The 13,078-nt window shown below is 39.8% G+C and carries 11 protein-coding genes and 1 pseudogene; 4 read left to right on the top strand and 8 right to left on the bottom strand.

Features of this window, described 5'->3' with window-relative positions; genetic code table 11:
- Positions 1-306 precede the first annotated feature (306 nt).
- Positions 307-678: a hypothetical protein gene (locus NSR00_RS02270; protein ID WP_063389454.1), complete on the top strand. Its 372-nt coding sequence runs from the start codon at positions 307-309 to the stop codon at positions 676-678.
- A gap of 117 nt (positions 679-795) precedes the next feature.
- Here the strand turns inward: NSR00_RS02270 and NSR00_RS02265 are convergent, their stop codons facing one another.
- Complete coding sequence (locus NSR00_RS02265; protein ID WP_340786699.1) at positions 796-1,350, bottom strand: TIGR00725 family protein; 555 nt, start codon at positions 1,348-1,350, stop codon at positions 796-798.
- A 351-nt stretch (positions 1,351-1,701) separates the two neighbouring features.
- Positions 1,702-2,670, bottom strand: coding sequence for a magnesium/cobalt transporter CorA (corA, locus tag NSR00_RS02260; protein ID WP_340786698.1), 969 nt, complete (start codon positions 2,668-2,670; stop codon positions 1,702-1,704).
- A gap of 110 nt (positions 2,671-2,780) precedes the next feature.
- Between corA and NSR00_RS02255 the strand changes: the two genes are divergently transcribed.
- On the top strand, positions 2,781-3,935 hold the full coding sequence (locus NSR00_RS02255) for an aminotransferase A (protein ID WP_144598127.1): 1,155 nt from the start codon (positions 2,781-2,783) through the stop codon (positions 3,933-3,935).
- A gap of 15 nt (positions 3,936-3,950) precedes the next feature.
- Here NSR00_RS02255 and NSR00_RS02250 read toward each other — a convergent pair whose 3' ends face one another.
- Positions 3,951-5,744: a PAS domain S-box protein gene (locus NSR00_RS02250; RefSeq protein ID WP_340786695.1), complete on the bottom strand. Its 1,794-nt coding sequence runs from the start codon at positions 5,742-5,744 to the stop codon at positions 3,951-3,953.
- 566 nt (positions 5,745-6,310) lie between these two features.
- Complete coding sequence (locus NSR00_RS02245; RefSeq protein ID WP_063389332.1) at positions 6,311-8,386, bottom strand: peptidoglycan D,D-transpeptidase FtsI family protein; 2,076 nt, start codon at positions 8,384-8,386, stop codon at positions 6,311-6,313.
- Positions 8,387-8,731: 345 nt separating this feature from the next.
- On the opposite strand from NSR00_RS02245, the gene NSR00_RS02240 reads away from it, so the two are divergent.
- Both NSR00_RS02240 and NSR00_RS02235 read left to right on the top strand, forming a co-directional pair.
- The gene (locus tag NSR00_RS02240) at positions 8,732-9,517 is read left to right on the top strand and encodes a CAP domain-containing protein (RefSeq protein WP_340786694.1); all 786 of its coding nucleotides are present in this window, start codon (positions 8,732-8,734) and stop codon (positions 9,515-9,517) included.
- Positions 9,518-9,654: 137 nt separating this feature from the next.
- Positions 9,655-9,882 (top strand): hypothetical protein, encoded by a 228-nt coding sequence (locus tag NSR00_RS02235; protein WP_211278792.1) that lies wholly within the window; start codon positions 9,655-9,657, stop codon positions 9,880-9,882.
- 139 nt (positions 9,883-10,021) lie between these two features.
- Here NSR00_RS02235 and NSR00_RS02230 read toward each other — a convergent pair.
- From NSR00_RS02230 to NSR00_RS02215, 4 genes and pseudogenes are all read right to left on the bottom strand, one after another.
- A pseudogene (locus NSR00_RS02230) lies at positions 10,022-10,237 on the bottom strand (transposase); the annotation flags it as partial.
- On the bottom strand, positions 10,138-11,307 hold the full coding sequence (locus tag NSR00_RS02225) for an IS4 family transposase (protein WP_340786686.1): 1,170 nt from the start codon (positions 11,305-11,307) through the stop codon (positions 10,138-10,140). The gene NSR00_RS02225 and the pseudogene NSR00_RS02230, both read right to left, overlap by 100 nt.
- Complete coding sequence (locus NSR00_RS02220) at positions 11,237-12,106, bottom strand: NAD(P)-dependent oxidoreductase (protein ID WP_340786684.1); 870 nt, start codon at positions 12,104-12,106, stop codon at positions 11,237-11,239. The genes NSR00_RS02225 and NSR00_RS02220 overlap by 71 nt, the downstream gene beginning before the upstream one ends.
- A 95-nt stretch (positions 12,107-12,201) precedes the next feature.
- Positions 12,202-12,987 (bottom strand): SDR family oxidoreductase, encoded by a 786-nt coding sequence (locus NSR00_RS02215; RefSeq protein ID WP_094245546.1) that lies wholly within the window; start codon positions 12,985-12,987, stop codon positions 12,202-12,204.
- Between the last annotated feature and the right edge of the window lie 91 nt (positions 12,988-13,078).

The raw sequence follows: 13,078 nt of genomic DNA, 5'->3' as shown, positions 1-13,078 counted from the left end.
CTTCTTCACTTTTTTATATCGGTTTTATTCTTTGTTCATTTAATACTTCTTTCGCTACAAATCGGTGGGAAATAAGTCTGAACAGCGTTACTCACAAAAATGTAAATGATACATTTCATTTCGACAAAGACGACTTGATTTCCTTTTTTTATAAAAAACTTTTATGTAGGTCAAACACCTTAAAAGTGAAGTTGCATATGTTATGGTGAACAACTGAAAAGTGAAAGGAGCATGAACGTGTATCCATTCTATCGACAAATCCTCCCGGGAGTTCAACAGCCAGAATTTTTTCCGGGCTTTCCAGGGATGGGTGGAGGATTTCCTTCGTTTCCTCCTACGGGGACTGGTCCCGGTTTCCCTCCATTCGGCCCTCCTGGAATCGGCGGAAGTCCAAGTGACGGTTTTGGACAGCAGCAAGGACCGCCTTCAGGACCGCCTCCAAGTTTTATTCCTCAAGAATCACCCGGAGTCGGAACATTTGCAGTTGATCCCGGAGGCATTAGAAGATGTTTACATCGTTTTACATTTATCCGATTAACAAACGGCAGAAGCTTCTGGTATTTCCCTGTGTTTGTAGGACAAAGGTCCATTGCCGGGTGGCGCTGGAGACCTCGTCAAAATCGATGGGAATATTTCGGCATTGATTTAAACAGAATCTCTTCCTTCTCTTGTTTTTAAGGAATTGACACTCGGGGCTGTCTAATAAGTCGTTTTTGGCTTATGGACTCCCCTTTACTTTTTTAGAAACGTTGATATATTGTTTTCAACGGATTTGACTTTTTAAACATCCGCATGCTAGTCACCTATTAAACCGGTATTTTTATCGGGATCAACAGGGTTGTAAATGGATTGAAAAGCAAGATCTACAGCTGATTTAGCCGTTTTAGCGAACTGAATTTCGACTGTTCTCCGCTCATCTAAATAACAGCCTTCAAAGGCGATTTGCTTCACGGTGTTCGACCATCCTCCTGAATTTTCAACGATGATGACACGTTTTTTGTTCATATATGCGGTAGACAATTCTCCAAGCGTTCCATTTCCTCCTCCAATCATAATGATGGCATCTGCGGAATGAACAAGCAAAACGCTTCTGTAATCAAAACCTAATCCAGTATTAATCGGAATATCAATAAATTCGTTTGCTGCCTGTTTGTCGTCTCCAGCCAAAATACCTACGACAAGGCCGTTTGCTTGTTTGGCCCCTCGTGAAACTGCCTCCATCACTCCGCTTCCGCCGCCTGTCAAAAGAACAGCTCCTCTTTTAGCAATTTCTGAACCGATTTCTTCAGCCAGGAGGCGGACATGCTCCGGAATCAAGCCGGATTGACCAATTACTGCAATTCTCTCCATCATAAGCCTCCATTTCAAATTTTTTGCTGTTTTATATTATACAACGAAGCTTGTGAACAGCTTGTATTGCTGTCACTGTTTAGCCTTTTATAAAAAGAGTTCTTTTTGATTGTTTACCTTACAAAAGAATTTGAGGGGGCGCATACTGAATTTTTTCTTACTCTCGCCTTTGTTTTCCTTTTTAGCTTCTATGTATGCTTGTCAAGTCTTTCAAAGCCGCTGTATCGATAAATTGAAAGAGCAATTTTCCGCCTTTCATTGTTAAATTTTGCACTCTTCAAGTTTCTTTTTTATAATGTGCAAAAACTTACCCATCCTATTTTTTACGAAGTAGTCCGCATTTTTTGCCCGCTACAATTTTGGACCTTTATGAAACCGGAACCAACCCATTTTATAAAAAATATAAAGCATTCCTGTTCCGATGAAAGCCATGACTCCTAATACAATATAATAGCCATACTTCATTTTCAGCTCGGGCATATATTCAAAATTCATTCCATAAATTCCTGCGATAAACGTAAGAGGCATAAAAATAGACGAAATAACCGTCAATGTCATCATAATCGTATTCATCCGATTTGAGTTGTAAGATAAATAGCTGTCCCTTATATCAGCCGCAAGCTCCCGATTTGCCTCCGTCATCTCGACAAGCTTGAGTAAATGGTCATAAACATCATAAAAATACAAATCTTCCTCCTTCATTTCGTTCAACCTGTTGGACGAGATGATCCGGTACATCAAATCCCGCATCGGAATGATTGTTCTTCTTATTTTTGATAATTGAGACCTGATGGAAAAAAGCTCTTTCATTAACTCATTGATCGATTTATTTTTATTGTTTTCCTCAATTTGATTTAATAAATCTTCCAAATGGTACACGGGCGGAAAAAAATCATCAACGAGCTTATCAGTCAATTTATGCATGATTTTCATAGGCCCTTTTTTTAAAGAATCGTCTTTTTTGATTCTCAGCCAAATGTTGTTTAGATCTCGAATGGCATTTTTGTGAAATGTGACGATTCCTTTTTCGTTTACAAATAAGTCAAGCTCTTCCGGTTCAAGCGTCTGTTGATGAATTCCGTGCAACACAACAAACATATAAGAGTCATAAAAATCTATTTTCGGCCGTTCAACATTTTCGACACAGTCCTCAATGGACAAAGGATGAAAATGAAAAAATTTCCCCAGCAATCTAATTTCATCTTCCGTCGCCTTGTAAAAATCGACCCAGTACCAAAGAACTTCCTTTTTTCGAATCTCTTTTAATGCCACATCATATTTAGCTTCCAAATCAGTTGTAATGACTAATGTTCGTATCATAGACATCACACTTTCTAAATTTTTTTGGACATAAATTTAGTTTACCAATAAAAAGCTTGGGACAAACATGATAAAATATAAGACGACACTTATTAAAGCAGGTGATTTGTATGGAACATTTGATTAACCAAAATGTAAAAAACATTGCGATTTCCGGCATTCGAGCTTTTTTTAACATCGTTTCCAACTATGACGATGTCGTTTCGCTAACGATTGGTCAGCCTGACTTCCCAACGCCTTCACATATAAAAGAAGCGGCAAAACAGGCAATTGATGACAACTATACAACGTATACGCATAATGCAGGATTGATCGATGTAAGAGAAGCAGCATGCCAATTTGTACATAAAAAATATCATCTCTCCTATGATCCTGGTTCGGAAGTGATTGTTACAATCGGGGCCAGCCAGGCAATTGATATAGCGCTTCGAACGATTTTGGAGCCCGGGACGGAGGTAATGCTGCCAGGTCCTGTTTATCCGGGGTATGAGCCAATTATTCAATTGTGCGGAGCAATACCCGTTTATGTTGATACGACAAAAAACAAATTTAAATTAACTGCAGATTTGATTAAACAAAATATAACAGAAAAAACCCGATGCATAATTTTGCCTTACCCGTCCAATCCGACAGGCGTTACATTCACTGCAGAGGAGCTGATAGAGATTGCCGATGCCGTTCGCGGGAAGGATATTTTTATTTTAGCGGATGAAATTTACAGTGAATTAACGTATGATGCACCTCATACCTCGATCGCTTCTTTTTTGCGGGAGCAGACGATCGTCGTCAATGGACTGTCCAAATCGCATAGCATGACTGGATGGCGAATCGGATTTCTTTTTGCGCCGAAAGATATCACAAAACATATGTTAAAAGTGCATCAATATAATGTTTCATGCGCTTCGTCGATCTCTCAAAAAGCTGCTTACAACGCTTTAACGGAAGGGTTTCATGATGGTCAAATAATGAAAAAAGAATATGAAAAACGATTGGAGTACGTATACGGTCGTCTCGTTGAAATGGGATTTGAGGTTGTTAAACCAAGCGGAGCCTTTTATTTGTTTCCTTCGATTCAATCATTTGGACAAAGCTCTTTTGATTTTGCTTTGGAGCTGGTTGAGAAGGCTGGTGTTGCGGTCGTCCCGGGGAGCGCTTTTTCCAAATTTGGAGAAGGGTTTATCCGCATCTCTTACGCTTACTCGACAAAAGAGCTGGAAAAAGCTTTGGACAGGCTTGAGCATTTTGTGCAACTGAAAAGAAAATAGAAAAACAGTGCGCTTTTAAAGCACTGTTTTTTGTTTTGGCAACTTGATTGTGAAAACGGTGCCTTTTTCGCTGCTCGACACATCGATCGTGCCTTTATGATTTTCAACAATTTTATATGTGATCATTAATCCTAGACCTGTTCCTTTTTCTTTTGTCGTTAAAAAAGGCTCCCCTAATCTTTCTAGCAGCTCTTTCGGTATCCCCTCTCCTTCATCTTTAATTTCAATTACAATGGAAAATTTTTCGGATTTAGTAGAAATTGTCACTGTTCCTCCATTTGGCATTGCTTCAATTGCATTCTTAATGAGATTGATAAAAACTTGCTTCAATTGGTTTTTATCGCAAACAACTTCTTGAATCTCATCAGAAAATTTTTTCTCAATCACAATATTTCTTAATATTGCTTCCGTTTCCAGCAGTGTAACAACTTCGCGTAAAATCGTTTTGACATTTGCTTTTTCAAAAACCGTTTCTTGCGGTTTCGCAAGCATCAGCAATTCACTCAAAATCATTTCAATTCGATTCAGCTCTGAAAAAATGATTTCAAAATATTGATTATCTTTTTCGATTTCACCATGCATCAGCTGTAAAAAACCTTTTATTGCTGTTAACGGATTGCGTATTTCGTGGGCGATACCTGCTGCCAGCTGCCCTGAAACAGAAAGCTTTGCAGAGCGAATCATTAATTCCTCCGCTTGTTTATGTTCCGACAAATCCCGTAAAATGATTTGTACCGCAGGTTCGCCAAAATATGTTGTCGGAATGCAAACCATTTCGGTATGGACAATTTTATTCGAATATGTATACCAGCTTTGCTTGGTCACGATTGTTTCCGTTCTTCCGTTCGTTATGTCATCAAATTGATCTTTGACATGCTGATGATATTCCGGGTGTAAAAAATGATAGATGCTTTTGCCCAATACGTCCGGATAATCTTGCGCACCGAAAAGTCTGATCCCCGACTCATTCATAAAAACCCATTTATCATTATGAATCACTGCGATTGTATCGATGGAATTTTGAATCAGCCTTTGATACTTTTCCCTGCTTTGCTGCAAAATGCTTTGGTATATTTTTTTGGATGAAATATCGGTAATGACAAGCAGTTCTGCTTGTTCGCCTTTATATGATATAAGCACGCTCTTCAACTCAACATAGATCTTGTTCCCGTCCAAAGATGTCCAAATTTGTTCTAAAATTCCGCTATCAATTCCTTTGTGAAGATTTTCAATCGTTTCATGGACAGATTCGTGAAACATTTTGTCAATAAATTGGAAAACCATTTTTCCAACAATATCTTCACTGCTAGTCGCCACAAGCAGCTTAACAGCAGCCGTATTAGCATATTGAACTTTCCCTTTTTTTGAAATTATAAGCGGGCACGGAAGCTCGTGCACAAAATCAAGAGCACCGTCAGCACGTATCGGATTTACTTCTTTGGGAACTTCATCTATCTTGTCATCCGCCGAAGTGACAGCAAACTTTAAGACAAATTCTCTTTGATCCTTGTTCAAATGATTGTATATAACATCAACTGACGTTTTCATCCAAATATAGGATCCATTTTTCTGCAAAAAACGGAAGGAACAAGGAAAGATATCATCTCCATGATATAAAAAGCTTTCAAATATATTTATATCTTCTACATGCAAGTATTCTGAAAGATTGGAACCGATTAGTTCTTTTTGTTTATATCCGAGCACTTTCAAACAATTTGAGGAGATGTATTCAAAATAGCCTTCATTAGAAATAACCGAATAAATGATTTCTGTTTGATTGTGCACACCCTTTTGTATTTGTTGACTCATCCCTGGCCCCCCTATTACTACCCTTTCCAGAAAGAAAAAGTCTATCTTGTTCATTGACCTGCTACTTTTTGTCCACCTAAAATTTTAATATAGTTTTACAAAATAAACATCTAAAAATGTGTCAATCTTACTATTTAAAATGTTTTTTCGACTTTTTCCACTGCATTTCCTTCCCTATAAAAAATATGTATGTATCAACATTTTAAAAAATACTGGCCAAAAAAGGGCTAGTTTTTTTTGTCTTATGCGGATTTTTCGGTTATTTTGCGGCTTTTGCGCTTCCCTCAGGTTTCACAACGCACCGGAGGTATGCAAGAGGTGGTATGAGCTTTACCGATTTTGCGGCCATGTGCGGTTTTTGCGCTTTCTTCGGGTTTCACACCATTCGGAGACATGCAGATAGGGCAAAAGTTTGCGGTTTTTGCGGTATGTGCGAATTTCGAACCGTTTATCGAAAAATCTTTATGCGAATGCGGCATCGTTCAATTTATATGAATGGTTTTCGATAACTAATAGAAAAGCCATCGCTCGTTAAAAAGCGACGGCCCTTCTATATAATTTATTTTTTATTGCTCGTCATCATTTGATTTTGCATTGGAATTTCCGGCGTATTCTTTCTGTAAATCGATGTATGCTTTTACAATATCTCTCGCTATACGTTTATTCACATCTTCGCTTCCGGTTCTTTTTGTCCAAGGGACGACAACACTGAAAGCAACCTGCGGATCTTTAGCAGGATAATAGCCGATAAATGTTAAATTATAAACGTCTGTCCCCCAGTATTGGCGCTTCGTACCATAATAAGTCGTTTCCGCTGTTCCGGTTTTGCCCGCAACATTTAATCCATGTAACTGAGCGTAAGCTGTTCCGCGTCGAGTATTCGTCACTAGATAAAAGCCTTGTTGGACGCGTTGAATATCCTCTTCCGTATTGTTTATTCGGTTTAACACTTTTACCGGCATTTCTTGAGCAATCGGTCCGAGCCCGTCGTCAGTCGGTTCAAGAATTTCTGTTACAAGCCGCGGCTTGACACGGTATCCGCCATTTGCAATCGTTGAAACATATTGGGCCATTTGCAGCGGTGTGTACGTATCAAACTGACCAATGGCAAGGTCAAGCAATTTCCCTCTGTCAATTCCAGGATCAGATTGCTGCCCTGCGGACTCCTGCGGGAGATCAATCCCTGTCGGAACCCCTAAACCAAATTGGGCATAGTAATTCCGCATCTTTTGAAAATCTTCGTCTTTAGCTGGAAAACTTCTTCCCGGATAATATTGTATACCAGCAATTTTCATAGCGATATGGAACATATAAACGTTTGAACTTCTTTGCAACGCTGTTAGGTCAGATACAGCCCCCATATTTTGATAAGAAGATTTTTCCGGAGTCCCTTTTAAACGAATTGGTGCGTCATAAAAGACGGTTCCGTGTCTCAGACCAAATTGATATCCTGCTAAAACTGTCGCACCTTTAACGGTAGAACCCATTTCATATTGCGTCCCAAATGCACCGTAATCAAAGTTCAACATCTCTCCTGAATCGTACATTCGTCCGACCATCGCCAAAACGTCTCCTTTATATGGATCCATCATGACAACGAAAGCGCGGTCAACTAAATAATTTCCGCGTCCTCTTGCTGCTTTGATCTGCTGATCAACAATTTTTTCAATTCTTTTTTGCAGTTCGATATCGATGGAAAGTTTTAAATCGAATCCTCTTCTGCCGTCATCAATTTCCTTTTGTGAAATCGTATTTCCATCTTTATCAGATATATATTGAACTTTTGCTTTTCTTGGGTTTAAATAATCCTCATATTGCTGCTCCAAATAGCTTTTTCCAACTCGTTCATTTCGGGCATAGCCTCGAGCTACAAAAAATGATTTATTGTCTTCTGGTATCCCTTCTTTTGGAGATGAGATTTTCCCTAAAATCGTTTTAAATACGTCATCATAAGGGTACACCCTTTCCCAATCTGTGATGACATCGACACCCGGAAGATTTTCCAGCTGTTCCGCAACCCTTGAAACTTCTTCTTGGCTTAAGTTCGTTGCGACAATCTGCGGCTCATACGCATATCCGGATGAAAATTTCGTATATAGAGCGGCAAGCTCCAATTCTTTTGGATCCTTCTCGATTTTTTTAATTTCTTCTTCCGGAACCCGTTCAACCTGAAGTGGATATGTTTCCTTAGGTTCTAATTTTTTCTCTTTTTCCGTCAATAAGTTTTCTGCCTTTTTTGGATTTTTGGCTATCCAATAATCCCGCAAATCTCTTTCTCTTAGAAAAGATGTGTCGAGATCAATCAGCTGTGCTAATTTTTTTGCTGTTTCCAGCTTGTCTTTCGTTTTGGTCGTTTTTTCCACCGTATAGGTCACAGCAGGCACATTTTTGTTGTCTACAACGATTCTTCCGTTTCGGTCAAACATTTTTCCTCTTGGTGCAGGATATTGCGCAACATTCACTTCTGTCCGGCTGACTTCTTTCGCATATTCTTCACCCTGAACAATTTGAACGATGCCAAGGCGGACGACAAGTGCGGCAAATAAAAGAAAAACGATAAAAAAGAAAAAATTGATGCGAAAAATTCTCGCTTTCCTTTGCCGTTTTGTCTCAGAAGGAGTTGTTTCCGCTTCTTTTTTCACGAAGGAATCTTCCTTTCTTTTCTAATATACATCATGTTTCAGTCGACTCATGAACTTGTAAATATATTGTAACATACATTACAAAGTTTTGTTTTCTATACAGATTGTCAACCCCTAATTCTTATCAATTTATAGACATTTTGCTTAATTTTGTCACTTCTTGAAGGAAGTATATCATATATTCGCTCGGTTGGACCCCTATAATTTCAACAATTACATGATAATGTTTATAAACTTAAAATCTATTATTTGTCAATGGAAGGAATAGACAAAAATATGACAAAAAACGCATGTTATGATAGTTTCGTAAATTACATGAACAAATTTCAAGGAGGTAAAAAACGCATGAAGAAATCTATTATTGCTTCTATTGCAGCAGCTGCCGCCATTTTCACTGCAGGCGCCGGCACAAATGCCAATGCAGCTGAAATTCAAAACCAACCAGTTCAAATCAAAAGCTACGTACAAGCTTTCGGACCTTATCATATAAACGAAGATCAATTGAAACAGCTCATTCAATCAGCTGATTCAAAAGAATTGCAAAATCTATTAAACAACTGCTTACAAAATCCAAGCATAGAAGCAAATAATGCTATAAAAGAAGCAATTAAAAGAAACACAAACCAGCCTGCGAACAAGCAAGCTGCGAAAAAACCAGCCCAAACTACTCAAAAAACAACTCAGCCAGCACCATCTGCCAATGACAAAGCAACCAACAACCAAACGCCAATACAATCACAAACTGCTTCATCCGTAAATGCATTTGAGAAAAAAGTAGTTGAACTAACAAATGCTGAGCGGCAAAAACAAGGTTTAAAGCCTCTTGTTTTAGATGAAGCTTTAAGCAAGGTAGCTCGTGAAAAATCTTTAGATATGCAAAGAAACAAATATTTTTCCCACACAAGCCCGACTTACGGATCTCCGTTTGACATGATGAAAAAGTTCGGCATTTCCTTCAGAACAGCAGGGGAAAATATTGCAATGGGGCAACGTACTCCTGAAGAAGTTGTTAATGCTTGGATGAACAGCTCTGGCCACAGACAAAACATTTTAAATCCTAACTTTACTCATATCGGCGTTGGTTACGTAGAAAATGGAAATTACTGGACACAAATGTTTATTGGAAAATAATAGATCGGACAGTTCACTCATTTCAACTGTTCAAAAGGTGTGGGGATATGCCCCATACCCGTCAAGTTAGCGGTATAAAATTTTTTAGGATGATACGCATGTTCGAAAAATCAATCAAAGGATGAAGAGAAAACCAAATGCTGGGCATGCCAAATAACCCTCAAGAAGAGGGTTATTTGGCATTTATATCCATAACCCACACTACCATATCCCCAATTTCTTTAAAAGATCCGATACCGTTTCCTCTCCTTTCCTTCGGTCTTTCCTCGCGTGTTTCCTTAACAGAGACAGGAGAGATGGAAGGGCGGTTTCCATCGCTTGGGGATGCAAAAGAAACCGATGCCAATACGATTGGAGGATATTAAGCGCTTTCCATTCACTGATCTCGATTCCCTCCCGTTGATGCCAATACCTTCGGGCTTGGAACAGAAGAGTCTGCGTGACTAAAATGGCAATCAATGTCCCATATAAGTGGCATTCGAATCGTTCCTTCTTCATCTTTTTGACACGGTCAAGATCAAATAAGGATTTCCAGCCCTTAAATAACAGCTCCACTTGCCAGCGCAGCGAATACAGCTCATAAACTTGTTGCGCATCAAACGATTCTTGTGGTAAATTGGTCAGTAAGATGTGATATTTCTTTTGTTCAAGGGTTTGGCGTGACAGCGCCTTCCCTTTCTTTTTTCCTTTTTCCGCACGTACGCCAGCCGTTTTTCCCATTCTTCCGCCGTGAGACGGCGAAAAATCAGACGCGGAACATACAGGCGTTGGTGTCCGATATACACGTGTTCCACTTCCACGGCTTCCCCCTCGCCCAATCGATTTCCTATCGATTCCCAATCCCATTCGTGCCACTCCCCGTCCTGCTTGATATAGACTTTGATATCGGAACGCAACCGGGTAATATAATAAGCACCTCGAGCATCGATCTCCGCCAGCGTGGCGAGTGAAAAAAACCCCAGATCCCGAATGCAAAGGTCATTCGGTAAAATCGTGTGCTGGGTATGATAAGCAAAACGGGCATCGGAATCATTGGCCTGTTGGACGCACAGCTGAAGACAGGTTCCCGATAACAGCTCATACTCAAATTGGATTTTGGCGCCAGATGAAACCGAACCTTGATAGTCCTCACCATAGTCGGTCGGAAGTAAAAAACTGGTAGAGTCTAAGATCCGCAGACGGGTGAAACAAGCGCGATACGTTTCGGTGATGGAAGAGAGTGCCGGACGTTGATGCATCAGGAGAGTAAAAAAGACCTCTTTTAAAAACGCCACGGCACGAGGCGTAAACCGCTGATTCAGTCCTTCATTCGAGAGAGAGCAATCATGCCAGAGCGCCAAATCGGCACACAACCGCTGAAGCGACTGACAGGCGAGCGATCCGTCTCCCCAAGCACATAGCGTCAGAAAGGCTTCCGCTGTTAATGAACGCTGCCGCTGAATGAATCCGACTTTCCGTGCCAGACGGGTCAGTTCTTCATAGGAGAAGAGTTGACGAATCGTTTTTATCCATGCCTTCATCTTTTTTGCCATCAAAAAAAATCCTTTCCAACGATGATTTTCGTTAGAAAGGATACCATGTTTTTGGCGCTGAAAAAAGATCAAATTCTTAACTTGATGGCTATGGGGATATGCCCCCACACTTTTTTTGAAAATAAATTGGCTGAGAAAAAGAAGAAGCTGACTAAAATTGTGTGACTTAAAAGAATGATGTGCGTTTTTATTTTTTCCACAGCTTATATAATGCATGTATTCCGCTATTTTCTTCTCCCATTTCAGCCAGTTTTTCATACAAGCTTCTCGCAAGCTCAAGCCCTGGTACGTCTAATTCCATTCTTCTTGCTTCCTCTAAAGCAATGTCCATATCTTTTATAAAGTGCTTGACATAAAATCCAGGCTCAAATTGATTCGAAAGCATTCTCGGCGCATAGTTCGACAAAGACCAGCTTCCAGCAGCTCCAGAGGAAATGCTTTTCAACACCTTATCTGGATCCAGCCCCGCCCGAACAGCGTAGGCAAGCGATTCACAAACACTAATGATGCCGGCAGCAATCGCAATTTGGTTGCACATTTTTGTATGCTGCCCCGCACCGGCTTTTCCTTGATAAACAATATTTTTTCCCATTTTCTCAAAAATTTCAAAACATTCATCGAACGTCTCTTGATCTCCTCCGACCATAATCGATAGCGTTCCATTTTTTGCGCCGACATCTCCTCCTGAAACAGGTGCATCTAAAAATGAAATGCCTTTTTCCTTTGATTTTTCGTATATTTTTTCGGCAAGCGATGGTTTTGTCGTTGTCATGTCAATACATATAGCTCCTGGATAGGCATTGGCTAAAATTCCATTTTCACTAAAATAAACTTCTTCAACATCTTTCGGGAAACCAACCATCGTGATAATAACATTCGCATCTTTTGCGAGATCTTTGATCGATTCTTTCCAAGCAGCACCTTGATTGATCAAATCTTCGGCCTTTTCTTTTGTCCGGGTATAAACCGTAAGCGGATAACCCGCTTCAAGCAAATGACGTGCCATGCTTTTTCCCATTACTCCAAGCCCAATAAAACCGATTGTTTTTTTTGACATATTGTTCACCCTTTCCCCATTTCAGTGTATACGGCTTAGTAATGAAACTGTTCTGCTATGAAACGCTTGCATTTCAGCTTTCAGTGCACACCCGATTAAATGGACTTTACTAAACCGCCGTCAATCAAAAAGGTTTGTCCAGTCATATATGTATTCAAGTCAGACAGAAGAAACAGCACATAGTTCGCAAATTCATTCGGTTCTCCGTAGCGATTGAGAGGAATCGCTTCCAAATACTTTTTCTTGATCTCTTCTTTCGGAATACCGAGCTTCGCTGCATTCCATTCTTCCAATTGATCAATCCGTTCTGTTGCAATTCTGCCGGGTGACGCCGTGTTAATTAAAATATCGTACTTTGCAAATTCTGTTGCTAACGTTTTCGTCAGCCCCACAATTCCTAAGCGAAACGTGTTGGATAAAATTAAACCCGGGATCGGCTCCTTCACGGAAGAAGAAGCAATATTTACGATTTTCCCTCCTCTTTGTTTCATATGCGGAAGAATCTCGCGAATGGTACGGATATAGCTGAGCAAGTTTAATTCAAAAGCATTTTGCCAATCTTCATCAGTCATTTGCTCAAATCCTCCTGCAGGGGGACCGCCAGCGTTGTTAACGAGTAAATCAATTTTGCCAAACTCTTTTATTGTCTGATTAACTAGCCTGCTAATTTCCTCTTTTGAAGTAATGTCTGTTTTAATAAAGGCTGCTTTTCCTTTTCCAAGCGCATTTAATTGATTTGCCACGTCTATTAGCTTTTCTTCATTTCGGCTTGTGATCATCACGTCGGCTCCTTCTTCCACAAGCCTTGTTGCAATCGCTTTACCTAATCCTTGACTTGATGCCAAAACAAGTGCTGTTTTACCTTTGAAACCGAAATCCATTGACATTCCATCCTTTCTCCTTTTCTTTCATCTTATCATGATCTTATCAAAATGTGGGAACTTTCGTTTTACTCCCCCTTCTGAATTTATA

This window comes from Aeribacillus sp. FSL K6-8394, assembly GCF_038008865.1.
Classification (GTDB): domain Bacteria; phylum Bacillota; class Bacilli; order Bacillales; family Aeribacillaceae; genus Aeribacillus; species Aeribacillus composti.
The sequence above is the reverse complement of the archived record's forward strand: the minus strand, read 5'-3'. Positions and strand labels throughout refer to the sequence as shown.

Coding starts and splice junctions, on each gene's coding strand:
- NSR00_RS02220 (WP_340786684.1), bottom strand. CDS start 12,106: ATGTCAAAAAAAACAATCGGTTTTATTGGGCTTGGAGTAATGGGAAAA.
- NSR00_RS02240 (WP_340786694.1), top strand. CDS start 8,732: ATGAAGAAATCTATTATTGCTTCTATTGCAGCAGCTGCCGCCATTTTC.
- NSR00_RS02235 (WP_211278792.1), top strand. CDS start 9,655: ATGCTGGGCATGCCAAATAACCCTCAAGAAGAGGGTTATTTGGCATTT.
- corA (WP_340786698.1), bottom strand. CDS start 2,670: ATGATACGAACATTAGTCATTACAACTGATTTGGAAGCTAAATATGAT.
- NSR00_RS02255 (WP_144598127.1), top strand. CDS start 2,781: ATGGAACATTTGATTAACCAAAATGTAAAAAACATTGCGATTTCCGGC.
- NSR00_RS02215 (WP_094245546.1), bottom strand. CDS start 12,987: ATGGATTTCGGTTTCAAAGGTAAAACAGCACTTGTTTTGGCATCAAGT.
- NSR00_RS02250 (WP_340786695.1), bottom strand. CDS start 5,744: ATGAGTCAACAAATACAAAAGGGTGTGCACAATCAAACAGAAATCATT.
- NSR00_RS02270 (WP_063389454.1), top strand. CDS start 307: ATGGGTGGAGGATTTCCTTCGTTTCCTCCTACGGGGACTGGTCCCGGT.
- NSR00_RS02225 (WP_340786686.1), bottom strand. CDS start 11,307: ATGAAAAACTGGCTGAAATGGGAGAAGAAAATAGCGGAATACATGCAT.
- NSR00_RS02265 (WP_340786699.1), bottom strand. CDS start 1,350: ATGGAGAGAATTGCAGTAATTGGTCAATCCGGCTTGATTCCGGAGCAT.